The sequence below is a fragment of the Streptococcus nasisuis genome (assembly GCF_040836615.1).
Taxonomy (GTDB): domain Bacteria; phylum Bacillota; class Bacilli; order Lactobacillales; family Streptococcaceae; genus Streptococcus; species Streptococcus suis_V.
Map to the genome: position 1 here is coordinate 2,569,736 of NZ_CP162268.1, position 24,464 is coordinate 2,594,199.

A 24,464-nucleotide genomic window follows, 5' to 3' on the forward strand; every position below is an offset into this window, starting at 1 on the left:
TTTTTTATTTACAGTTTTGTCAATTATTGTACGGAATAGTTTGGTGCTTCGTTTGTAATTTGAACGTCGTGTGGGTGACTTTCTTTCAAACCAGCGCCTGACATTTCGATAAATTGAGCATTTTCACGTAATTCAGCCAAGTTTCCAGCTCCGACATAGCCCATACCCGAGCGAAGTCCACCGACCATTTGGAAAATCATATCTGCAACAGAACCTTTATAAGCGACACGGCCTTCGATACCTTCTGGAACCAGCTTGTTTGCCTCATTGACAGAAGCTTGGAAATAGCGATCCTTAGAACCTTGTTTCATGGCTGCGATAGAGCCCATACCGCGGTAGGTCTTGAATTTACGTCCTTGGAAGATTTCTGTTTCCCCCGGTGCTTCATCTGTTCCTGCAAACATTGACCCCAACATAACCGCATGACCTCCAGCAGCCAAGGCCTTAACAATATCACCTGAATACTTGATACCACCGTCCGCAATGATGGTCTTACCATACTCACGCGCAACGCCAGCAGCATCGTAAATAGCAGTAACCTGTGGTACACCAACACCCGCAATAACACGAGTGGTACAGATAGAACCAGGTCCAATACCCACCTTGACAACATCCACACCAGCCTCGTAAAGGGCACGAGCTCCCTCAGCTGTAGCGATATTACCTGCAATCAAAGTACGGTCTGGGAAGTGGGCACGAATTTCCGCAATCTTACGGATAACACCTGCAGAATGCCCATGAGCTGTGTCAATAACAATGGCATCTGCACCAGCTTCAAAGAGAGCCTCCGCACGTTCAAAAGTATCAGAAGTGACACCGACCGCACCAGCTACCAAGAGACGACCAAATTCATCCTTGGCAGCATTTGGAAATTCAATCACTTTTTCAATATCTTTAATCGTAATCAAGCCTGACAAACGACCATTTTCATCCACCAATGGCAATTTTTCAATACGGTGTTGGTGGAGAATCGCCTCAGCAGTTTCCAAATCCGTTCCAACAGGAGCTGTTACCAAACCATCGCTGGTCATATTGCTAGAAATCGGCTGTGAGTAATCGGTGATAAAACGCATATCACGGTTGGTAATAATACCCACCAGTTTGCGATTTTCAAGGGTTTCAACAATCGGCACACCTGAAATACGGTAAGTCGCCATCAATTTTTCAGCCTCTGCAATTGTATGCTCTGGTGTTAAGAAGAAAGGATCAATAATAACCCCATTTTCAGAACGTTTTACCTTACGCACTTCCTCTGCCTGCTCTGCAATGGACATATTCTTGTGAATGACACCCAGGCCACCTGCACGCGCCATAGCAATCGCCATTTTGCTGTCGGTTACCGTATCCATAGCTGCTGAAATGATAGGAAGATTGAGGGTCAAATTCGGAGCTAACTGTGTCTTTAAGTCAATATCGTGTGGCAAGACATGGCTCTCAGCCGGAATGAGCAAGACATCATCAAATGTAAAGCCTTTTTTCAAAAATTTAGTTTCCCAATTTGACATGGATGGTTTCCTCTTTTCTCTTTTGTTTGAAATTTATTTTATCTATGATAACATTTTAAGAATATTTGTCAATCATTATTCGTATTAATATCATTAAACATAAAAATCCAGAAAATTCTTTCCTAAAATATAAAACATTTACGAACGTTTTGGTTTTAAAAAATCACAATTAAAAATAAAAAAGCAACGTTTTTCAACATCACTTCTTCATTCGTTAGTCCTATTTAAAATAGTTGATTCCCATAGCATCCTTGACTTGGTCCAGAGTGGTTGCTGCTACTTGACGAGCTTTTTGACTGCCAGCCTCTAACATGGCATAGACCTGTCCCATATCCTGGGCAAATTCCAGACGACGCTCACGGATTAGACCTAATTCCCGCTCCAAAATATCTAAGAGATAACGCTTGGTTTTGACATCTCCCAGACCACCGCGCTGGTAATGCTCCTTCATGGCCTCAATCTCAGCCTGATCTTCCTCACGACCAAAAACATCCAAATAATGGAAAACCATATTTCCTTCAATCTGACCCGGATCCTCGACACGGATATGGTTCGGGTCGGTATACATGGACATGACTTTCTTTTTCAAAGTGTCCATGTCATCTGCCAGATAAATCCCATTGCCAAGTGATTTAGACATCTTGGCATTGCCATCCAACCCCGGCAAACGACCTGCAGCCTCGTTTTCAGGGTAAATCCCTTCTGGTTCCACCAAAACATCCGTCTGATAAGCGTGATTAAAACTACGAACCAGCTCACGGGTCTGCTCAATCATGGGCTTTTGATCGGTTCCAACTGGTACAAAGTTTGCCTTGAAAGCTGTAATATCTGCAGCCTGAGAAACCGGATAGACCAAGAAACCTGCTGGAATGCCTTCACCAAAGCCCTTCTGGGCAATTTCTGTCTTGACAGTCGGATTGCGTTCCAGACGAGCAACTGACACCAGGTTCATATAGTACATAGTCAATTCAGCCAATTCTGGAATTTGACTTTGGATGAAAATGGTTGTCTTAGCTGGATCGAGACCTGCCGCTAAGTAGTCCAAGGCTACGTTACCAACCGACTCAATAATCTTCTGCGGTTCTTTAGCATGGTCTGTCAAAGCCTGCTGGTCTGCCAAAAATACAAATAATTCATGATTGCCTGCATTCTGTAAGAGCACACGATTTTTCAAGGAACCTACATAATGACCAATATGTAATTTTCCGGTCGGTCGATCGCCTGTTAAAATAATTGGTTTTGTCATAACTTCTCCTTTTACACTTATTTACAACACTGTAAACTTATTGTCAACAAAAAATAAAAGCCCAGCACAAGTCTGTGCAAGGGCGTCAAGGACACGGTACCACCTTAGCTTATGAACAGTAAAGCCATTCATTTCTCTTTGCACATAAGGCCTGCTAGCCAAATCCTTATTTGTTCAGATTTCTATTTACCATCAGCCCATTCATAAAGAAGAATCACTTGTTTACACCGACCACAAGCTCTCTAAAAACCGTTCCTTTACTACTCTTCTGATTGATTATCATTATAACTGCTAACTAAGAGAAAGTCAAGCTGAGAAAGCCTTGACGATTGGCTTAAAATTCTGCATAATAGAACGTGCGTGTATATTAGAATATAGTATTAAAGGAGAAATCATGAAAGACAAGTTAAAAGATATTTCATTTGTGACGGCGGGTAGCATCATTATGGCTATTGGCTTCAATAGTTTTTTTCTGGAAAGTAATATTGTATCTGGAGGAATTGGTGGCCTGGCCATTGCCCTAAACACATTATTCGGTTGGGACCCAGCTACCTTTGTACTATTCTGCAATATTCCTCTCCTGGTAATTTGTTTCTATTTCCTTGGGAAATCTGTCTTTGTAAAAACTGTTTACGGTGCCATCCTCTACCCATTCTGCATGAAATTGACAGCTGGTTTGCCAAATTTGACCGATAATCCTTTACTTGCTGCAATTTTTGGCGGTATTGTTTTAGGTTTTGGTCTCGGACTTGTCTTTCTCGGTAATTCATCAACGGGAGGAACAGGCATCCTCATCCAATTTATCCATAAGTATTCTCCCCTATCACTCAGTCAAACCATGGTTATTATTGATGGTATTATCGTTGGCCTTGGCTTTATCGCTTTCGATCCTGATACTGTCATGTACTCCATCCTTGCCTTGATGACCATCAGCTATGTGATTAACCGTATGATGACGGGTACAAACTCTTCTCGAAACCTTTTGATTATTTCCCAAAAATACAAGGAAATCAAATCCTATATCACGACCGAAGTGGACCGTGGAGTAACAGAATTGCCCGTAATTGGTGGCTATACTGGGTCTGAAAAACGCATGTTAATGACAACTGTTTCTATCCCAGAAGTACAAAAATTGGAAAATCATATACTCCAAATTGACGAAACAGCCTTTATTATTATCTTACCAGCTAGCCAAGTTCGTGGTCGCGGCTTCAGCTTACAAAAAGATCATAAATCCTATGACGAAGATATTTTGATCCCAGGATGATTATAATTGAAGTTTAGACTGCTTTCTAGTACAATAAATCTAATAGACAGAAAATAGGAGAAACTATGCTTACAGTATCAGACGTGTCGCTCCGCTTTAGCGACCGCAAATTATTCGACGATGTCAACATCAAGTTTACAGCTGGAAATACCTACGGTTTAATTGGTGCCAACGGTGCCGGTAAATCAACTTTCCTGAAGATTTTAGCAGGAGATATCGAGCCAACAACTGGCCACATTTCACTCGGTCCAGACGAGCGCTTGTCCGTCCTCCGTCAGAACCATTTTGACTACGAAGATGAGCGCGTGATTGACGTGGTTATCATGGGAAATGAGCAGCTATACAGTATCATGAAAGAAAAAGATGCCATCTACATGAAGGAAGATTTTTCTGATGAAGACGGTGTCCGTGCTGCCGAGTTGGAGGGCGAATTTGCCGAGCTTGGTGGCTGGGAAGCTGAAGCTGAGGCTTCACAATTGCTCCAAAACCTGAACATTGCTGAAGACCGCCACTACCAAAACATGAGCGAATTAACCAACGGTGAAAAGGTTAAGGTGCTTTTGGCCAAGGCCCTCTTTGGTAAGCCAGACGTCCTTCTGCTGGACGAGCCGACCAACGGTTTGGACATCCAGTCTATCAACTGGTTAGAAGATTTCTTGATTGATTTTGAAAATACCGTCATCGTCGTATCCCACGATCGCCACTTCCTCAACAAAGTATGTACCCACATGGCGGACTTAGATTTCGGTAAAATCAAAATTTTTGTCGGTAACTACGACTTCTGGAAACAATCATCTGAATTGGCAGCTCGTTTACAGGCTGACCGCAATGCTAAGGCGGAAGAAAAAATCAAGGAATTGCAAGAATTCGTTGCCCGTTTCTCTGCCAACGCTTCAAAATCCAAACAGGCAACCTCTCGTAAAAAAATGCTGGATAAAATCGAGTTGGAAGAAATCATTCCATCCAGCCGTAAGTACCCATTTATCAACTTCAAGGCCGAGCGTGAGATTGGTAACGACCTGCTGACAGTTGAAAATCTCAAGGTTGTTATCGATGGAGAGACGATTTTGGACAATATCAGCTTTATCCTCCGTCCAGGTGATAAGGCCGCTATCATCGGTCAAAACGACATCCAGACAACTGCCCTTATGCGTGCCCTGGCTGGCGACATCGACTATGAAGGAACCATCAAATGGGGTATAACGACTTCACAATCTTACCTGCCAAAAGACAATACAAAAGACTTCGCAACTGGCGAATCCATCCTGGAATGGCTCCGTCAGTTCGCTGAAAAAGGTGAAGACGACGATACATTCTTGCGTGGATTCCTTGGTCGTATGCTTTTCTCAGGCGACGAAGTCAAGAAGTCTGTCAGCGTCTTGTCAGGGGGAGAAAAAATCCGTGTCATGTTATCTAAGCTCATGCTGCTCAAGTCAAACGTCCTCTTGCTGGATGACCCAACCAACCACTTGGACTTGGAATCCATCTCTAGCCTTAACGATGGCGTGAAAGACTTCAAAGAGTCCGTTATCTTTGCCAGTCACGACCATGAGTTCATCCAAACCATTGCCAACCACATCGTTGTCATCTCGAAAAACGGGGTCATTGACCGTATCGATGAGACCTATGATGAGTTCCTTGAAAATGCTGAAGTACAGGCAAAAGTTCAAGAGCTCTGGAAAGCATAATCAAAAAAGGCGATTTTATCGCCTTTTCTTATAAATTTATGAAATCAATTTTTAAACATAAATCCATTTTTTATCTGTTAGCCTTTTTTCTTCCATTTACAATAATGGTCATTATCTTGTCAACCCAAGGTATTTGGTGGGGAAGTGATACAACCATTTTGGCCAGCGATGGGTTCCATCAATATGTCATCTTTCATCAAACTTTACGGAATGCTTTACACGGTAATAGTTCAATCTTTTATACCTTTACAAGTGGATTAGGCTTGAATTTCTACGCCCTATCGTCTTACTACCTGGGCTCTTTTCTATCGCCTTTGGTATATTTCTTTGACTTGCAGTCCATGCCAGATTATATTTATCTGTCAACTCTTGTAAAGTTTGGCTTGATAGGATTGTCAACCTATACTAGCCTGAGAGGCATTTATAAAAACATCAAAACTGAATGGAGCTTACTTCTCTCCACCAGCCTTGCTCTCATGAGTTTCTCAACTAGTCAATTAGAAATTTCCAGTTGGCTGGATGTTTTTATTCTGGTTCCTATTATTTTACTGAGTTTACACAGAATGCTGAATGGTAAAGGTCGGATTATCTACTATATCAGTCTAGCCTGTCTTTTCATTCAAAACTACTACTTTGGTTACATGACTGCCATCTTTTTATTGATTTGGACACTTGCTCAGCTAACCAAATTCGATAAAAAAATTATTCGATTTATAGACTTTACAGTGGTGTCAATTCTGTCAACATTGACTGCTATGGTCATGTTACTGCCAACCTATCTAGACCTAAAGACTCACGGAGAGACATTTACAAAGATTGTCAACTTAAAAACTGAGGACTCCTGGTATCTAGACTTTTTTGCTAAGAGTCTAGTTGGAAGTTTTGACACCACAAAATTTGGATCTATTCCGATGATTTTTGTTGGACTAACTCCGCTTATTTTAGCCTTGCTCTATTTTACTGTCAAAGAAATAAAATGGCAGACAAAATTAGCAAATGGACTGCTAGTAACCTTTATCATTGCAAGTTTTTATCTACAACCACTCAATCTATTCTGGCAGGGAATGCACGCGCCAAATATGTTCCTCTACCGCTACGCCTGGATACTATCTATTGTCATTATTTATCTAGCAGCAGAAACAAGTACCTATTTGACCAGCATTAAAATATGGCAAATTTGCCTTCCCTTTACAATTCTGTCAACCGGTTTTATCCTCACATATATTTATAAAAATTACTATGATTTCTTGGACACTGTAAACTTTTTACTAAGTTTTGAATTTCTCTTTGCCTATCTTGTTCTATTTGTCAGCCTTCATTATTTCAAGTTTGATATCAAGTGGATACCACTTTCTTTCTTACTGTTTACCTTATTAGAACTTGGTCTCCACACTCATTACCAGGTTCAGGGAATTTCAGATGAGTGGCATTTCCCTAGCCGGTCGAATTACGAAGAAAAGTTGACAGATATTGACAATCTTGTAAAAGAGACCAAGAGTGACAATGAATACTTCTATCGAATGGAACGCTTGTTACCTCAAACCGGTAATGATAGCATGAAGTTCAATTATAATGGTATTTCTCAATTTTCATCCATTCGCAATCGCGCTTCTAGCTCTACTTTAGATAAACTGGGTTTCCGTTCAGACGGTACCAATCTAAATCTGCGTTACCAGAACAACACCTTGATTGCGGATAGCCTCTTTGGCATAACCTACAATCTGGCAAGCACAAATCCCAATAAATATGGATTTGATTTTCAGAAGAGTACCGATAGTATCAGTCTCTATAAGAATAACTACAGTCAGGGATTAGCACTTTTGACCAATTCTGTTTACAAAGATGTCAAGTTTACAAATATGTCCTTGGATAATCAATCTGCCTTTCTAAATGAACTGACAGGACTGGCTTACAAGTATTTTTATCAGATTAAGGACGTTCAATCATTCAATGGTGTTGACCTTGGAGGCCGCATAACTGTAAATAAACCTGTCAATCAGACCGATGCAACTATTACTTATAAACTAAATGTTCCAGCCAATAGCCAGGTCTATCTCAATTTACCAAATATTAGCTTCTCAAACGACTCTGTCAAAAAAGTTGTCGTAACTGTCAATAACCTGTCAAATGAGTTCACACTTGACAACAGCTTTTCCTTCTTCAATATTGGTTATTTCTTAGAGGATACTGAACTTTCCTTCTCTATTCATTTTCCAGAAAACGAACAAGTTAGCTTTGATAAACCGCAATTTTTCCGGTTAGACCTTGGCCAATATTCTAAGGCTATGGAAATACTAGCCAGTAAGCAAGTTGTATCCACTGTAAAGTCGAACAAGGTAGAAGTAGAATTTTCAAGTCAAAATCCTGCTAGTCTGCTCCTAACCCTTCCTTATGATAAGGGATGGACTGCAAGCATCGATGGTAAAAAGGTACCAATATTAAAAGCACAAAATGGTTTTATGAAACTGGACGTAGAGCCTGGTCAACGACAGGCCGTCTTGACATTTATTCCACATGGATTTTACTTGGGATTAGGAATTTCCACGACAGCTATCTGTTTCTTTATTTTCTATAATTATTTGTTCAATAGACATAAGAACCGAGGTTAAACTTCGGTTTTTTTAGTGCAAAAAAACCTTGATTTCTCAAGGTTTCCTAGGCTTTATTTACTCCGCCAACAGATAATTATACGTTAAAATAAGTTAAAATATATAACAAAAATGGCGATAATCAAGGGTTTGTTACTTATCTATGGAGTAATAAAAAGCGGGAATTTGACCAAATTTTGACCAAATGAATTTTTCTAAATTATTTACGTTTTTTCTGAATTATACAGAATTTTTATAAAAATACACTCTGACCAAGTTTTGATAAAGAAGCGTTTCGGAGTAACAAAAATTTTCAAAATCTATTAACATTCCTAAAAATTATTGGAATAGCGTAGTCTTTCCGAAATTTTTAGGAATCCAAAAAATCTTCCTACAATAAGTAAGAAGATTTTTTAATTCTCATACTCAATAATAATGATTATGAACCTCTTGAACTCTTAAATTTTTGAGGTAAGAAGCTGCCTCAGCCGTATTGATGCGAATAGCTTCTAATTGCCTTATCTGTACAGCTTGCATATAGTTATTATATCGAAGGAGTTCGACCATTCTCAGGCTGTTGATATATTGTTCATTTTGCAGTTGTAGCATCTCTGCTTGATAGGCTAATTGTGTCGCTTTATATTGTGTATCATCATAAAGATTAACCAATTCTTTGATATTATCGGCTTTGAAGTTTTCAAGTGATGCAATAAAGAAATCTACAGCATCCATAAAATAATAATCTTTAGGATACCAACCCTGCCCAAACACTGACAGTACTTGCGCAGCTTGTTTTTGTTCAAGTTTACACTGTTCTTTCTCCCGTGCTATCTCTTCATTTCGTTCAATTTGACGCTTGTACTCTTCCACCCTCATTTCATTGTCTTCAATACGCTTACGATTTTCTTCATCAATCAGCTGATTAATAAAACTAACCCATCTAGGATAGAAAAGATTTCCTAAAATCAAAGAAACAGCTACTACAACTACTGATATGATACCAAATACAATTGCTGCAAGAATATCAACACTCATAAAAGATTTAACTGCTACATGTATAATATTCAGCGGTGTTGTTAATACAATGAAAAGTGATATAAAAATCCCCATTCCTATCCATGCACCTTTATGCTGACGCATCTTTTTTTGGATTAGAAAAACGAGAACTGCACTTGCGACTAAATACCAAAACAGTTCTCTAACATTACCTGCCCCCCAAAGACCTAAAAACAAGAATTTTGCTATATTTCCAATTGCTCCCATCAACACTGCATAGAATGACCACTTCAACAGTCTTTCCGATACAGGTTTTGTTCCATCTGCGAATGAATCCGCTAGTTCTTCTTGAATAAGCTCTGCTTTTCTTCTAGCATTTTCAAGCTTCGTCAAAGCGATCTCTTTTTCATAGATAAAGGTCAGCCCTTGACGTATCGTATAGAGATTATTCAATAATTGTGCTCTATCTCCCATATCTTACTATTCTTTCTGTTTTTCCTATCATAAGGAAAAATAAAGCAACAAATGCTTTATTTTTCCCACCACCATTTGTATCTTATTTGACTTGGCTTTGCAGTCTCTTTCCATACTTTACCTGTTACTTTAGAAATGTATCCCATCAAAATTCCTATAGCTATAAAAGATAGCTTCGTAAATTTCCAGAGAAATGACAATAGTTTATGAACAATATCCATCCCTTACCTACCCTCTATATTTTCTTCTTGCACCAGTTAAACCAAGGCTAGACAATACCGCTACACCAAAGAGTGCAAGTAGGCTTGCTTGTTCTCCTGTTTGTGGTAATGCTTTCGCTCTTGCAACACGTGAGTAGGTAATGCCTTCTGGTGTGACTGTTACACCTGCATTCACATCTCCAATATCTGATTTTGCAATAAAGAGTGCAGGATCAACAGCAGGCTTTTCAGTAGCAGTTGGAGCATCTTTTGGTACAGCAATGACTGTACCGTCAGGAAGAACAGTAATTACATTGTCTTTTGCTTTGTCTTCAAGGTCTTTGAGCTTGTTGTACTCATCTTGAAGTTCTGCCAGTTTAGCTTTTTCTTCAGCTAGCTTAGCATTTACAACTTCAAGTGCGTTATTAGCTGTTTCAGCCTTAGCAAGAGCGTCAGCAAGGACACCTTCTTTTTCTGACAAGTCAGCTTTAGCAGCAGCAAGGATAGCTGGCGCTTCAAGGTAACCTTTCAACTCAGTAGCAAGTGCTTTAGCTTCTTCAACCAAACGGTCTTTTTCTGCAAGAAGAGCTTCTTTTTCAGCGTTCAAGCTTGCAAGAGTTGCTTCTTGTTTTGTGAGTTCAGCTTTCGCTGTGTCAAGTGCAGTTACTTTACTTGCTTGGACAGCTTGTGCGTCAGCAAGTTTAGCTTTTGCGTCATCAAGTGCTGCTTTCTTAGTTGCAAGGTCTGCTGAGAAGTTGTCAACAGCTTGCTGTGCATCAGCTTGACGAGTTTGAGCGTTTGTCAAAGCAATTTCTGCAAGACGTAGGTTATTTTCTGCGACTTGTGTTTGAAGTGGAGTTGCAGTAGCTTCAGTCAAAACTTTTTCTGCTGCGGTTTTTGCTTCAAGAGCGGTCGCGTAATCTGAACTCGCTTTAGTCAATTGAGCTTTAGCTGCGTCAGATGCGGCTTGAGCTTGGTCTTGGTCAGCTTGTGCTTGCACAAGCGCTGCTTGAAATGCAGTTGGGTTTTCTGGGTTGGTGATGACTGTACCGTCGTTTGTGAATGCTACGACCAACCAATAATCATTATTTATATTTGCAACAGCAATACCAATGTTGTTTGCGAAGTTTAAGTTTGCTTGCAAGTGTCCCCAGTTTGATACTGCATCGGCAAATGATGTGCTCAATAGAGCGTTGTACACTGCACGTTTCAAATCTTCTTCAGTTTTGATGTTTGATTTTGAACCTAAACGAATTAGGTTTTCAACACCAGCACCGATATGTCCATCGGTTAATGGGCTTGTTCCACGAGCTTCGTATCGGTCAGCACGTGATTGTGCTAAATCAATGGCCGCTTGTGTTACAGCAGTAGATGTCAATCCATTTAAAGCTTTACGGATTTGAGCTAAACCTTGTACATATAATTGTGAAGCTGAAATCTTTTGTTCATTTGTAAGATTATCAATATCAACAATTACTGATTTACTGTCTTTACCGATTGATACAGTTGATGCTTGGATTACATCTGCACCAGAATCAGTCATAAAGTCTGAGTCGCCTTCGGCTTTATCAGCTTTAAATTGAGTCAAGTCTGCGATTGTAACAGTATCAATATTTGCCAAAGCATCTTGTGCATCATTTACTGCATGAGTTGCTTGATTTAAGGTATCAGTTGTTGAAACAACATCATCTTGAGCTTTTGTAAGAATAGCTCTAGACGTATCAACAGCGTCAGTTTTTACTGCAACATCAGTTGTTGCTGCATCAATTGCAGCTTGGCGGTCAGCGTCAGCTTGTCTTGCAGTTGCGACTGCATCAGTTGCTGTTGTAACATTAGTTTCAGCAGTTGTGACATCAGCTTTAGCTTGATCAAGATTAGCTTGAGCTTCAGCAAGACCAGTACCAGAAATAGCGTCTTGTGCTGATTTTACGTTGTCTTCAGCAGCGGTTACGTCAGCATCAGCTGCGTCTTTTTCTGCTTGTGCTGTATCAACAGTAGTTTGAGCGTCTGCGACTTTACCAGTTTGGTCAGCAATTTCAGCGTTGACTTCATCTGTTTCAGTAGCGTTTGCAGCTTGGTCAGCAAGGTTAGCTGTTTGATCAGCTTGGTTTGCTGCAATGTTTTCTGGTGTTGCGTTAGCAAGGTTAGCTTCTGCATCAGACACGGCTTCAGTTGCAGTCGCAACGTCAGCTTCAGCAGTAGCAACAGCTTGGTTAGCTGCGTCTGCATCAGCTTGAGCTTGGCTAGCTTCAGCGGCAGTAGCGTCAACAACAGCTTGTTGTGCATCAAGAGCTGGTTTAACATCAGCTGATGTTTTAGGTGCTTCGACAGCTGTAGTTTCAGTTGTTTCTACAATAGTGTCAGTATTTGTTTCAACTGTTGGTGTTACTTCCTCAGCGAATGCTGGTGTACCAACGGCTGCGATTGTGATTGCAGTGGTTGCTGCAAGGGATTTGATTTTGCTCTTTACCATAAAATTCTCCATTATTATTTTACAGAACCAACCTTAAAAGGTTTCTTAATTCTAATTCTATCACACAAAAACAACCTTGTAAAGTTGTTATCAACCTTTTGAGAACTTAATAAATACAGATAAAACCTGTATTATTGCTAATAAGAGGTGCAGAATGGAAGAATCATTACAAAAGTTTATTAGCAAACGTATTCGCCTTTTAAGGTTGCAAAAAGGGCTAACACAAGAACAAGTTGAAGAAATGGCTGATTTGGGTACTAATTACGTCTATAAATTAGAACACCTAGAAACTAATATCAAAATCAATACGTTAGAAAAAGTTATGACAGCACTGAATTCTGATATCGCATCATTTTTCGACATTACCCCAAAAGACGAAGATCCAAGCATAGCTGACCTAGTTAGCAACCTAAAAAACTTACCTGAAAAACAGCAAAAAGAAATACTATCTGCTTTTAACACCATCATCAACCAATTTAAGCAAAAATGAACCGCTAAGATTTAATGAATCCTAGCGGTTTTCATTATTTTTATATAGTAAATCCACATGCCACCTACTTACATTATCAACTAATTTCACTTCTCCCTCCATCTGCGATTGATAATCAATTAACGATTGAATAAAAATATCTGTTGACTGTGCAAAATCAAATTGTGGTCGATACTCACTATCACTAAATGGATGAGGTAGTGCATCAAATGTCATATCCGTTGCCAAAGTCAAACTATCTGAAATTAAATCGTAACATTGTTTCCCCCTATTAAATAAAGCACCTTTTTCTAGAATAGCTAACAACTTTGTTTCAAAAAACAATTTAATATGCTCTTCCAATTTTTTTGTATAGCGTTTCCCAAAATAAGCAAAGTGTTCTATTGCAAATTCAGCTTGATAATGATTGTACAGAACTTGGGTCGCTAACAATCTCTGATCTTCACTTTCTGTATAATCAAACCTTGGCAACAACAAACCAATACCGTTGCCATATTTTGTCTTCCATTCTTTCAGGGCTAATTGGTAAGCAAATGGTACATAATAACACAAGGCTTGCTCTACAATAGTTGGATATTTTTTCATTAGATAATCAATTCCAACAAAAAACAACTTGCCAAAATAGGCTTCACGTTCTTGTTCGTTACCCCAAATAAGAGTGTATGTTGATTCAAAAAATAAATTACTAGTAATTTCCTTCGCATAAGCTGGGGTTAATAAATACTTGTTCTTCTTATACCGCTTATTATTTACAATATTTGTAACTACATTAGGGTCAGATAATACAATATCAATATTATTGTACCCTTTTTCTTTTTTGCGCTTTTTTACACGTTGGCTAATCATTGAATATATTGCTTCATCAGTATTCATACTTCGATACCTCTCTTCCAGTTTAATATATTATACCATAAAACTTGGGTGGTTTTTAAGTTAAAAATATTTTATTTTTGTCATTTTTGCACCCAATTTTTATAATACAATAAGAGATGTAAATAAAGAACGTTCAACTATTTACGATTTAAATATTTTTAGAAACCTTCCTCTAGTAGGAAGCGGAGAACCATTATGTCTATGTTTAATCAAATCGTATCAAATGCTAATAAGTCTTCTGAAGAGACTATTAAAGTTACCGCAGTGAACTTGGGTTCAGTTGCCACACCGTATAAAGACTATCTTCGTGATGAGAATGGTCAAAAAATCAAGGATCAACGTGGTTACGATAAAAAAGAAGATACGGCTTCAAAACTCAAATATCAATTTTCAACAGTTGGTCAAGAATGTAAGACCGTAACTTTATTATCTCCGATTGATAAACCTCTTTCCATTGAACCATTAGTTGTTTACGAAATTACCGCATATGGATACTCTTTTAAAAACGGTGGGTACTGGTTGACCGAGTTAGTCAGTGCTAAACCACTCTTACAACTCAAAGAAGTCAATATGACACGTCCAACAGGAGGACAAGCTAATGGATAGTATTTATCAAGAATTAGACGATTTAGAAGCTGATAAGCTTCCGATTGAATTTCGACGGGTATTTGCAAAATACCTAAGCACACAAGATAAGGAAATCGTTGATGCATTTATCAATCTGAGTCTGACTTATTCAAATGGCCGCTATACTGATTTTATTCGTGCTTACATGTACTATGAATTGATACGTCGTAAGATGTGGGCTGAATTGGAAGAACTCTGTAAGAAGTTATGATTAGATATCGTTTAAACTCACATCTAGGCTATATGATGAGAGCCTACCCTAGTTTAGTAACCCTGCTTCAATTACTTGGAGTAGGGCTACTAGTCACAGGGTTGATTGGTGAATGGTTAATGAGGAAAGCAGTTGAACTAGAGCTGATTATGGCTCCCAGTAAATGGGCATTCTATCTAATGATATTTGGTTCAGCTGTCTTGCTTCTTGTCAATGGTTCATTATTCTTGCGTTTTCTTCATCGGATTAAAGAAGCAGGTTCGTTTTCTCGATATCGTCAATTAAGACTGATTGAGCATCAGACCCATAATGCGTTGAAGGACTCAGCAACTGCTAATCGAAAAGTCGGCAGCAAGTTCATAGATGTTTCCAAAGCGACTGCGTGCTTCTCGAAGCAAAGCAGGCGCATTACCGTTACTATCAATAAATTAGCTGACCAAACTACTGATGATTTAGAAAAGTTTGCTGACATGCTCTCAGCTTGTTTAGTGGGGAAAAATCGCTCTTTAATTGTTCTTGATTACTGGCTATCTGAAGATAATACAGAATTTGTCTATCTGTTAGATAGTATTGAGGAAGCACAAGCAAGACAGCTGAATCCAAAACGTATCACAGAACTAAAGCCAGCAAATGACTATGAAATAACAGTGGAAACAGGATTGACCTTTTCAATGGTTAAAAATATTCATTTACTACTGGTTGGCAATACTTCATCATCAAAGACAACATTTTTGAAATCAATGATTGCTCAAGTCTTCATGTTTGATTCTGAAGTTGACTTAACAATATTTGATGTTAAATCTGAGTTTAGTTCATGGGACTTTTTAGATAAAGGTACTATCATTTCAGATAGTGACGAAATCCTCGCTTATTTTGAAACTTTGCTCGATCTAGTCATTAAACGTGAAAAAGAGATTGCTCAATTAGCTGCAAGGGATGATATAACTGGTGCTACATTTATCAATTTCGGTCAAGAAATGAGAATGAAACTCGTTATCATTGAAGAATATTCTGCAATGTTAAGTAGTATTACTGATGCCAAAAAGCGGAAAAGGGTTCAAGATCTAGTTTTATCCGTGGTATCTCGCTCACGCAGTAGTGGGGTTTATATGTGTATCTGCATGCAGCAACCACGTTCTGAATTACTTTCTACTGCTGTTCGTGATAATTTAGGTGTTCGTATCTGTCTCTCAAACGGTGCGATTACAGATGAATTAGCCCGCATGGTATTTGGCGAAACAGATAATATTGATAATCATGCCCCGCGTTTTAGCGGCTATATCATGACATCTAACGGTCAATTCTCTAAGCCCAGGCGTTTTTGGAACATTAACATGCACGAACATGGACTTGAAAAGATCAGCATTTTTGAAAAAGCTTATCTATACGGTATCAAGAAACGAAAATCATTAAAACAATCCACGTCTAACTCTTAACATTTAGAACATCATTTGAATCTGTGTTGTGTCAAATTTTGAACCCTTTTTGATGATTTTGGACGCCACATTTCTCTCCGTCTGTGGCGTCCAAAAAAATAATCAAATCTATCATAACAAAAATGACACATTACAATCATTTTGTGTCAAAAAAAAATCACTACGGAGGTCAAACATGACTAAAAAGAAACAAAAAAAAATTGATCCAAACGCTCGAAAGCGGAAGTATTTTGGACAAATTTCTTATGAATATGAGAAAAACGCTGATCAAAATCTTACAGAAGATGATTTCAAACAATCAGTTGAAAAACGCATCAAAGAGCTTTGTCAAAACGATGATGATGTCTTTTACTACATTTACCATGATAAGGATATCAATGAAGACGGAACACCTAAATACCTGCACGTGCATTTCGTGATTATTTTTAAGAATGCACATAGCTATCAATCAGTTTACAATGCATTAAAGATTTCACGACAAGAAAATCTTGAAGTTGTGCGTAGCTCAATAAAAGCTTGTAGGTATTTGACACATAGAAATGAGCGAAATATGGCTGAGGGGAAATATCCCTATTCTGTTGAGGAAGTCATTCAATCATCAAATGGAGACTATATCAACAGTATCATGGGCAAAATCAAAAATCACAGCAAAGAACAATCAGAAGACGGCTTAGAGGTTGATGACTATTGTTTAGAACTGAGTTATCAAATTTCATCAGAAGGCTTACTACCACTTGAAGCCAAAGAAAATTTATTCGAGCAATTCACACAGCGAACCGCCCAAAAAGCATGGAATCAAAATAAACGACAATTTGAAGAAAATCGTCAAGAATACATTCAAAAAGAGTTTGAACGTATGAGTCGTGGAGAACGGAACCATAATAGTATTTATATCCAAGGCGATGGAAATAGTGGAAAATCTTTCTTAGCACGACTTATTGCAGAACAACATGATCGTTTAGGCGCTCATACTCCATCAACTAACAAAAAACGTTTTGATTTAGGCTCGGGCTATAAAGGTCAGAAAACAATGATCATCAATGAATTTGACGCATCATGTGGTATGGCATATCGGGAGCTGTTTCAAATTTTAGAACCCGATTCAGCCAACCAACTTAGTTCACGCTTTAAAGATGCATATATCATCAATGATTTGACGATTATAACTAATTCTGAAACTTACTGGGATTGGGTAGATGCTTGGTTTCCTACAAAGAAAGAATATCATCAATTAATGCGTAGAATCCGCTATATTATCAAAATGTATCATGACAACCACAATAAGCTTATTATAGAATTGTGGTACTATCACGCTTCCCGTGATTTAAAAGAAAAAGCAAAGCTACAATTCAATAAAGTCAAGGAATGGAAATTAGATAACATCACTGAGGATTCTGAACCCGATTTAACAAAGGTTGCTCAAGAGTTACTATCTGAAATTCAAAATAACCAGTCAAATTCTAAACAAACACAAAAAGTTGCCGTTTCATCTACCGACCAAAGTGATTCAAACGACAACCCAAACCAAGTAGGAGATTAATCAAGTAAGCTAATCCCTTACTTGATTATCTCATATTATAGCACAATGAAACAAAAACAGTACATTTGTGGTATAATGTACTTATGGCATATTCATTAGATTTTCGTAAAAAAGTTCTCGCATACTGTCAGAAAACCGGCAGTATTACTGAAGCATCTGTTGTTTTCGATATTTCACGCAACACCATCTATCAATGGCTAAAATTAATGGAGACTACTGGCGAGCTTCATCACCAAGTTAAGGGAACCAAACCAAGAAAAGTTGATAGAGAAAAATTAAAGAACTATCTTGAAGCTCATCCAGATGCTTTTTTGACTGAAATAGCTTCTGAATTTGGCTGTCATCCAACAGCTATTCATTACGCTCTCAAAGCTATGGGATATACTCGAAAAAAAAGAGCTGTACCTACTATGAACAAGACCCTGAGAAAGTAAATCAGTTCCTTAAAGAATTTAATAACTTAAGTCACTTGACACCTGTTTATATTGACGAGACAGGGTTTGAGACATATTTTCATCGAGAATATGGTCGATCTTTGAAAGGTCAGTTGATCACAGGTCAGGTCTCTGGAAGAAGATTCCAGCGGCTATCTTTAGTCGCAGGTCTTATAAACGGTGAGATTATAGCCCCAATGACCTACAGAGAAACCATGACGAGTGACTTTTTCGAAGCTTGGTTTAAAACATTCTTACTACCCACTTTAGATAGACCATCTGTTATCATTATGGACAATGCAAGGTTTCATCGGATGAGTAAGCTAAAAGAGTTATGCAAGGAGCAGGGTCATAGACTTTTACCACTTCCTCCTTACTCACCTGAGTATAATCCCATTGAGAAAACATGGGCTCAAATGAAAAAACACCTCAGAAAAGTATTGCCAAATTGTGATACTTTTCTTGAGGCACTTTTGTCCTGCTCTTGTTTCAATTGACTATACAAAAACGAGGTAAAGTAAAATGATAAAACTAACAAAAACAGATCTGATTTGTTTATTGCTTGAAATTGAAAATATGGAAGCTACTATTGAACTAGAAACAGGTTTCAACTGCTATGACTACTTTTTAACTGACATTCTTATGATGAACTCTGAGCAAGTGTTAGAATGTTTGAATTCACAAAAGGACAATCAGAGGTGGTTTATGAACCGCTTAACGGACTTTGTCAGTGAGTATTTCAATATTCAATATCAGTATGATCCTAAAGATGAAAGGACAAATGTATGATCACAAAATTTGAATTAAAACTAAATCCTATCACTATACAGCTTCCTGAAAGTCATATCATCATTTCTAAAGAAGATTATGATCATTTAACAAAGGAAGCAACTCAAGGACGCTATATGACCTTAAATGAGGTCTTAGAATTACTTTCAGTCTCTAGACCTTGGTTTTTAGAAAATGTTCTATATAAGCCTACTATTCGCAAACAAATCGATATTGACCAAAATAAAGACGGCTTTGTGAAATATCCTCAGAATCAAGGCGGACGTTATTACTTTCTGGCTAGCAAAACACGTAATTTCTTCGAACGGAATTTTCTAGAAATATTCAAATAATTATGCTATGATAACCAAGACAACCCTTGGTTATCTGCTTTTTATGAAAGTGAGGTAACAACATGGCATCTTATAGACAAAGAGGTAAGAAAAAATTATGGGATTATAGAATCTTTGACGATAAAGGAAAAGTTATTGCTTCAAATTCTGGATTTAGAACTAAAAAAGAAGCTGAAATGGAAGCACTTGAAATAGAACTTCGACTGTTAAAAGGCTCTCAGATTGATAGACAAATTAGCCTACATGAACTTTGGAAAAAGTGGTATGAACTACACATCATCCCATTAAATAAAAAGCAAGCAACACTAAACAAACACATAAAACGTGGTAAACTTATTGAAGAATTTTTTGGAAATATGCCTTTAGTCAATATAAAGGCTAGTCGCTACCAACTCTTTATCAATCAATTTGCTAAAACTAATGGTCGTGATAATGTTGGTCGTTTAAATTCTGAAGTTAGAAAAGTTCTAGAATTTGCTAAACAAGACCGACTTGATTTCCATGACTTTACAATAGGTGTAAAGATAACTGGATTAGAGCCAGCAAAATCAAAAGAAGATAAATATATTCATAGTAAAGCAGATTATAAAAAGTTAGTTAATTATCTTTACAACAATGTAAACTATACTGACAACTTAGTTTACTATCTTCTTTACATACAGTTAAAGACTGGTATGAGATTTGGTGAGGTGTTAGGCTTAACTTGGGATTGCATACTTTGGAAAACCAAAGAAATTGTAACTTACAGGCGATACGATTCAACAAAACATGAGTTTACAGACCCTAAAACAAAAACATCCGTACGAAATATTCCTATTGACGATACTGTAATAGAAGTGCTTGACAAGCTACTAAAAGAACAAGAATGTCTAAACTTGAAAAATCCAGAAAATCTTCTATTTGTTAATCATATATATGGTGTACCGTCAAATAAAACAGTCAACACTTGTCTTAGTGAACTACTTTATCAACTAAATATAACTCCAAAAGTTCTAACTGCTACTGGAATTCGTCATACCTACATAAGTATTTTACTTGCTGAAGGAATCGATATTTGGACACTTTCAAAAATCGTAGGTCATAAGGACACAAAGCAGATTATTGAAACTTACTCTCATCTTATTAAGGAAAAAGAGGAGGAAGAAACTGAAAGAATTAGGAAAATCATGTCAGCAACCACTTGACCATTTTTTGACCAAATTTCCCTTTTGTATGATTATTCATGCCAATTTTTCACTATTTTTTCATTCTTATCCAAGATATAGTAGAAGTTGAAATATTTGTAAGTTCATTGACCAATTTTTGACCAAAACAAGAAAAAACCTTGATTTCTCAAGGCTTTCAATGCTTTATTTACTCCGCCAACAGGGCTCGAACCTGTGACATCATGATTAACAGTCATGCGCTCTACCAACTGAGCTATGGCGGATGATATAGTCCGTACGGGATTCGAACCCGTGTTACCGCCGTGAAAAGGCGGTGTCTTAACCCCTTGACCAACGGACCATTATCAGTACGCTAACTAGTATAATACATGACCCTATTTTTGTCAACATTTTTTCAGATTTTTTTCACTTTCCGGCAACTTGACAGCTACCTATCTTTCATGTAAAATAGAAGAGTTGAAAGAGGTTCCATAGCTCAGCTGGATAGAGCATTCGCCTTCTAAGCGAACGGTCGCAGGTTCGAATCCTGCTGGAATCATCTCCGACCTGCTCTGGCGGGTCTTTTTTCTTGCCATAATTCCCAATTGATATACAAAACAAAGGGGAGGACACCTATGAGGGCATATTCTCCAAAGGATTGTGAAAACAGAGTAGATAGACAAACTCCAAGCATAAACCCAAAAATAATAATGTAGATATTTAGACCAGTTTCCTGCAAGTGTGCGTTCTTTTCCATCAATCCCTTAAACCAAATATAGGCTGCGTTTTTGACATTTCCAGTCATCATCACATTGGCATAATGGACACCCTTAAGACTTCTAAAAGTCTCTACTTGGATGGAAGCTGTAAAGGCCAATAAGCCCATAGTAAAAAATGAATTGACAAAGGGCGTCAGAACGATTGTCAATACAATCAAGCATAAAATGATTAAACTGCTCCCAAAATGCCAAGGATAGCGGTGTTTCAAAAAATATTTTTTGGCTAAATAAGTAAAAAATTGCCCCAGTGTGAAGAATACAATTGGGACTAAAAAGTGAATTGTACTCTTGATGCTGCCCTGGGCTAAATGACTAGCTAACAAAACGACATTACCAGACTGGACACCTGCAAACCGGCCACCCTGGGTCAAATAAGAAAAGGCATTCAAATAGCCGCTGACAAAGGTCAGACAGGTAGCCACTCTTAGCCCCTCATACACACGATACTCTCTCATTCTCTCATCTTCCTTGTTTCACGTGAAACTATTTGTGATAGGGACTTCCCTGTTGGATCATAAAGGCCCTGTATATTTGTTCCATCAAAACCAACTTCATCAATTGATGGGGCAGCGTCAATTTTCCAAAACTCATCAACAAATTCGCCCTTTTTTTAACCGAATCTGCCAATCCAAGGCTGCCTCCAATTACAAAGGAAATTTCTGAAAATCCTTTTACTGTAATATCTTCTAATTTTTTGCTAAATTCTTCTGAAGGAAATTGATTACCCTCAATGGCCAAAGCGATGACAAAGTCGCGCTCGTTGATTTTAGATAAAATCCGCTCCGCTTCCTTGGCCAATATTTGCTCGTTCTCAGCCTGACTAGCCTTGTCGGGTGTTTTTTCATCTGCTAATTCAAGCAGCTCCAATTTGGTAAACCGACTGAGCCGCTTGCTATACTCAGCAATGCCATCTTTTAAATATTTCTCTTTTAGTTTTCCAACTGTAATCACTTTTATTTTCATATTTCTATTGTAACATATCCACAAACTATCTAACAGATGAAATGGACAATAAAGCAAGGAAATAGGGAGTCTATACACAGAATAAAAAAGTTATCCACAGCTTGTGGATTGAATTTTGAAAAATTTAAGTTATAATTAAGAAAGGGAGTGTAATCTTTAGAAAATGGATTAAATCTGAAAGGGAAAAAGTCATGAAAAAGTATTTGAAATTTATCATTCTATTCGCCTTTGGTTTTCTAGGAGGAATCAGTGGCTATCTAGTTGCGTCCTCTTTCCAAAATCCCGCAGCTCCACAGCAAGCGGGGTCTGGTGAAACCACCATCAGCAAAGTTCAGTATCAAAATGAGAATTCAACAACCAAGGCTGTGGAAAAAGTACAGGATGCCGTAGTATCTGTCATCAATTACCAGCAGCCTACACCAAATAGCCTCAGCTCTATTTTTGGTACTATTGAGAGCTCCGATGAGCTGGCCGTGGCAGGAGAGGGATCTGGTGTTATATATAAAAAAGATGGCAAGGATGCCTACATTGTCACCAACAATCACGTTATTGCCAATGCTGAAAAAATTGACATTCTCTTAGCATCTGGTGAGAAAGTTAGTGGACAGCTAGTGGGAGCAGACACCTATTCAGATATAGCCGTTATCAAGATCGATGCTGAGAAAGCCCACTCTGTCGCTGAATTTGCCAATTCAGACAGCATTAAGGTCGGAGAAACAGCAATCGCTATCGGTAGTCCTTTAGGTAGTGTTTACGCCAATACCGTCACCCAGGGCATTATTTCCAGCCTTAGCCGGACTGTCACTTCTCAAACAGAGGACGGACAAACCATCTCCACCAATGCAATCCAAACAGATACAGCCATTAACCCAGGTAATTCTGGTGGCCCCCTCATCAATATTCAGGGTCAGGTTATCGGAATCAATTCAAGTAAGATAACTTCAAGTTCTCTGGCCAATAATGGTGGTGTCTCTATAGAAGGTATGGGATTTGCGATTCCTTCAAATGACGCTGTTTCTATTATCAATCAATTAGAAACAAATGGTAAGGTAGTTCGTCCAGCCTTGGGCGTTCACATGGTCGACTTGACCGATCTGTCAACCAGTCAATTAGAAAAAGCAGGTCTGGCAAATACAGATTTAACCTCAGGTGTAGTAGTTGTTTCAACCCAGTCAGGCCTACCAGCTGATGGCAAATTAAAAACCTACGATGTCATTACTGAGATCAATAGTAAGAAAATTGAGAGCAAGAGCGATTTACATAGTGCCCTTTACAAACAAAAAATTAACGACACGATTACAGTCACCTATTACCGTCAAGGCAAAGAAGAGAAGGTTGACATAAAGTTGACACACTCTACGGACGACCTTTCTTAATAGTTGAAACAAAAACCTTACTTTACAGCATTGTAAAGTAAGGTTTTTTTTGCTAGAATGTCACTGTATGGAAGAATTAAAAAAGATAGCGATTAAGGATATTCAAACAAATCCTTTTCAGCCACGAAAACATTTTAACCAAGAAAAATTATTGGAACTAGCCCAGTCTATTCGAGAAAATGGAATTATCCAACCGATTATCGTCCGAAAATCCTCTCTCATAGGCTATGAATTATTAGCTGGGGAACGACGTTTACGAGCCAGTCAATTAGCCGGTCTAGAAGAAATTCCAGCCCTTGTAAAGGAATTATCCGATGACCAGCTCATGCTGCAGGCTATTATCGAAAACCTCCAACGGTCGGACTTGAATCCCATTGAAGAAGCAGCATCCTATCAAAAATTGATTGAAAAGGGGCTGACCCACGATGAAATTGCTCAAATTATGGGCAAATCCCGCCCTTATATTTCCAATCTTCTGCGTTTGCTGAGCCTCAGTAACAGGACCATTACCGCCATTGAAACCGGAGAAATCAGCCAGGGGCATGCTCGCCTCTTAATCGGTCTTCCTGAATCGAAACAAGTCTACTGGATAGAGCGTATCCAACAGGAGCAATTAAGTGTTCGTTGGCTGGAAAATGCTTTGAAAAAGAAAAAGAAGAAAAGGCAAGCCCCACCGAAAACAAATCTCTTTTTGAAGGAGCAAGAAACTGAATTACAGAAACTCCTGGGAACCATGGTCACGATTAGACAGCAGAAATCTGGTCAGGGGAAGCTTAGCCTATCCTTTGATTCCAACGAAGAATTCGAAAGAATTATCAACACCTTAAAAAAATTGTGTGACTAATAAAAATAATCCCCCTACTTATAAACAGGAATAAATAGTGGAAAAAGCCGATTTTATCGTGATAAATTCACTTATTCACAACTTGTGGATAAGTGCTATAAACAGTGTGGAAAATTTTTATTCTTGTGGAAAACTTTTTCCTTTTATGGTAAACTTAGATAAGTACTTTTTAGGAAGGGAGGCTTTAA

General features: G+C 38.3%; 21 protein-coding genes, 3 tRNA genes and 1 other annotated feature. Of the genes, 15 read left to right on the forward strand and 9 right to left on the reverse strand.

What is annotated here, in order from left to right:
• Window positions 1–23: 23 nt before the first annotated feature.
• Entirely contained in the window at window positions 24–1,505 is a 1,482-nt protein-coding gene (guaB, locus tag AB1F57_RS12955) for an IMP dehydrogenase (protein WP_105138558.1), read from the reverse strand.
• A gap of 220 nt (window positions 1,506–1,725) precedes the next feature.
• A complete protein-coding gene (gene trpS, locus AB1F57_RS12960; RefSeq protein ID WP_105138557.1) occupies window positions 1,726–2,751 on the reverse strand; it encodes a tryptophan--tRNA ligase in 1,026 nt (341 codons plus the stop codon).
• 75 nt (window positions 2,752–2,826) lie between these two features.
• Window positions 2,827–3,037 (reverse strand) — a binding site (T-box leader).
• Window positions 3,038–3,145: 108 nt separating this feature from the next.
• Between trpS and AB1F57_RS12965 the strand changes: the two genes are divergently transcribed.
• The 3 genes from AB1F57_RS12965 to AB1F57_RS12975 all read left to right on the forward strand — a co-directional run bounded on the left by AB1F57_RS12965 (window position 3,146) and on the right by AB1F57_RS12975 (window position 8,315).
• Entirely contained in the window at window positions 3,146–4,018 is an 873-nt protein-coding gene (locus AB1F57_RS12965; protein WP_170238823.1) for a YitT family protein, read from the forward strand.
• Window positions 4,019–4,083: 65 nt separating this feature from the next.
• Window positions 4,084–5,706: an ATP-binding cassette domain-containing protein gene (locus AB1F57_RS12970; protein ID WP_367985851.1), complete on the forward strand. Its 1,623-nt coding sequence runs from the start codon at window positions 4,084–4,086 to the stop codon at window positions 5,704–5,706.
• Between the two features lie 38 nt (window positions 5,707–5,744).
• Entirely contained in the window at window positions 5,745–8,315 is a 2,571-nt protein-coding gene (locus AB1F57_RS12975) for a YfhO family protein (protein ID WP_367985852.1), read from the forward strand.
• A 405-nt stretch (window positions 8,316–8,720) separates the two neighbouring features.
• Here the strand turns inward: AB1F57_RS12975 and AB1F57_RS12980 are convergent, their stop codons facing one another.
• Together AB1F57_RS12980 and AB1F57_RS12985 are read right to left on the reverse strand one after the other, a co-directional pair.
• A complete protein-coding gene (locus AB1F57_RS12980; RefSeq protein ID WP_367985854.1) occupies window positions 8,721–9,764 on the reverse strand; it encodes a hypothetical protein in 1,044 nt (347 codons plus the stop codon).
• Window positions 9,765–9,992: 228 nt separating this feature from the next.
• On the reverse strand, window positions 9,993–12,437 hold the full coding sequence (locus AB1F57_RS12985; protein ID WP_367985855.1) for an SEC10/PgrA surface exclusion domain-containing protein: 2,445 nt from the start codon (window positions 12,435–12,437) through the stop codon (window positions 9,993–9,995).
• 154 nt (window positions 12,438–12,591) lie between these two features.
• Between AB1F57_RS12985 and AB1F57_RS12990 the strand changes: the two genes are divergently transcribed.
• On the forward strand, window positions 12,592–12,927 hold the full coding sequence (locus tag AB1F57_RS12990) for a helix-turn-helix domain-containing protein (RefSeq protein WP_367985856.1): 336 nt from the start codon (window positions 12,592–12,594) through the stop codon (window positions 12,925–12,927).
• 21 nt (window positions 12,928–12,948) lie between these two features.
• Here the strand turns inward: AB1F57_RS12990 and AB1F57_RS12995 are convergent, their stop codons facing one another.
• Window positions 12,949–13,800, reverse strand: coding sequence for a hypothetical protein (locus AB1F57_RS12995; RefSeq protein ID WP_367985858.1), 852 nt, complete (start codon window positions 13,798–13,800; stop codon window positions 12,949–12,951).
• A 195-nt stretch (window positions 13,801–13,995) separates the two neighbouring features.
• On the opposite strand from AB1F57_RS12995, the gene AB1F57_RS13000 reads away from it, so the two are divergent.
• The 8 genes from AB1F57_RS13000 (at window position 13,996) to AB1F57_RS13035 (ending at window position 20,353) form a co-directional block, all read left to right on the forward strand.
• A complete protein-coding gene (locus AB1F57_RS13000) occupies window positions 13,996–14,406 on the forward strand; it encodes a hypothetical protein (RefSeq protein ID WP_367985860.1) in 411 nt (136 codons plus the stop codon).
• Window positions 14,399–14,638 carry a hypothetical protein gene (locus tag AB1F57_RS13005; protein ID WP_367985862.1) on the forward strand — a complete coding sequence of 80 codons (240 nt, stop codon included), beginning with the start codon at window positions 14,399–14,401 and terminating at the stop codon, window positions 14,636–14,638. The genes AB1F57_RS13000 and AB1F57_RS13005 overlap by 8 nt, the downstream gene beginning before the upstream one ends.
• Before the next feature lie 32 nt (window positions 14,639–14,670).
• The gene (locus tag AB1F57_RS13010) at window positions 14,671–16,074 is read left to right on the forward strand and encodes an FtsK/SpoIIIE domain-containing protein (RefSeq protein WP_367985863.1); all 1,404 of its coding nucleotides are present in this window, start codon (window positions 14,671–14,673) and stop codon (window positions 16,072–16,074) included.
• Between the two features lie 175 nt (window positions 16,075–16,249).
• The gene (locus AB1F57_RS13015) at window positions 16,250–17,614 is read left to right on the forward strand and encodes a Rep family protein (RefSeq protein ID WP_367985865.1); all 1,365 of its coding nucleotides are present in this window, start codon (window positions 16,250–16,252) and stop codon (window positions 17,612–17,614) included.
• An 83-nt stretch (window positions 17,615–17,697) separates the two neighbouring features.
• A protein-coding gene (locus AB1F57_RS13020) for an IS630 family transposase (RefSeq protein WP_367985866.1) occupies window positions 17,698–18,545 on the forward strand; the annotation gives its coding sequence in 2 pieces (ribosomal slippage) (window positions 17,698–18,001 and window positions 18,001–18,545; 849 coding nt in all).
• A gap of 25 nt (window positions 18,546–18,570) precedes the next feature.
• Window positions 18,571–18,837 carry a hypothetical protein gene (locus tag AB1F57_RS13025; RefSeq protein ID WP_141600169.1) on the forward strand — a complete coding sequence of 89 codons (267 nt, stop codon included), beginning with the start codon at window positions 18,571–18,573 and terminating at the stop codon, window positions 18,835–18,837.
• Window positions 18,834–19,169 (forward strand): DUF771 domain-containing protein, encoded by a 336-nt coding sequence (locus AB1F57_RS13030; protein WP_367985868.1) that lies wholly within the window; start codon window positions 18,834–18,836, stop codon window positions 19,167–19,169. The genes AB1F57_RS13025 and AB1F57_RS13030 overlap by 4 nt, the downstream gene beginning before the upstream one ends.
• A 62-nt stretch (window positions 19,170–19,231) precedes the next feature.
• Window positions 19,232–20,353 carry a site-specific integrase gene (locus tag AB1F57_RS13035; protein WP_171997235.1) on the forward strand — a complete coding sequence of 374 codons (1,122 nt, stop codon included), beginning with the start codon at window positions 19,232–19,234 and terminating at the stop codon, window positions 20,351–20,353.
• A 172-nt stretch (window positions 20,354–20,525) separates the two neighbouring features.
• Here the strand turns inward: AB1F57_RS13035 and AB1F57_RS13040 are convergent.
• Window positions 20,526–20,598: transfer RNA gene (locus tag AB1F57_RS13040), tRNA-Asn, on the reverse strand.
• A 5-nt stretch (window positions 20,599–20,603) separates the two neighbouring features.
• Window positions 20,604–20,675: transfer RNA gene (locus AB1F57_RS13045), tRNA-Glu, on the reverse strand.
• A 124-nt stretch (window positions 20,676–20,799) separates the two neighbouring features.
• Here AB1F57_RS13045 and AB1F57_RS13050 point away from each other — a divergent pair.
• Window positions 20,800–20,873, forward strand: a tRNA-Arg gene (locus tag AB1F57_RS13050).
• Here the strand turns inward: AB1F57_RS13050 and AB1F57_RS13055 are convergent.
• The gene (locus tag AB1F57_RS13055) at window positions 20,871–21,548 is read right to left on the reverse strand and encodes a YoaK family protein (protein WP_105138554.1); all 678 of its coding nucleotides are present in this window, start codon (window positions 21,546–21,548) and stop codon (window positions 20,871–20,873) included. The genes AB1F57_RS13050 and AB1F57_RS13055 overlap by 3 nt on opposite strands.
• Window positions 21,549–21,576: 28 nt before the next feature.
• On the reverse strand, window positions 21,577–22,056 hold the full coding sequence (gene rlmH, locus AB1F57_RS13060) for a 23S rRNA (pseudouridine(1915)-N(3))-methyltransferase RlmH (RefSeq protein WP_105138553.1): 480 nt from the start codon (window positions 22,054–22,056) through the stop codon (window positions 21,577–21,579).
• Window positions 22,057–22,247: 191 nt separating this feature from the next.
• Here rlmH and AB1F57_RS13065 point away from each other — a divergent pair, with 191 nt between their 5' ends.
• Both AB1F57_RS13065 and AB1F57_RS13070 read left to right on the forward strand, forming a co-directional pair.
• Window positions 22,248–23,432: a trypsin-like peptidase domain-containing protein gene (locus AB1F57_RS13065; protein WP_167786135.1), complete on the forward strand. Its 1,185-nt coding sequence runs from the start codon at window positions 22,248–22,250 to the stop codon at window positions 23,430–23,432.
• A 67-nt stretch (window positions 23,433–23,499) separates the two neighbouring features.
• Window positions 23,500–24,276: a ParB/RepB/Spo0J family partition protein gene (locus tag AB1F57_RS13070; protein ID WP_167786136.1), complete on the forward strand. Its 777-nt coding sequence runs from the start codon at window positions 23,500–23,502 to the stop codon at window positions 24,274–24,276.
• Window positions 24,277–24,464 lie beyond the last annotated feature (188 nt).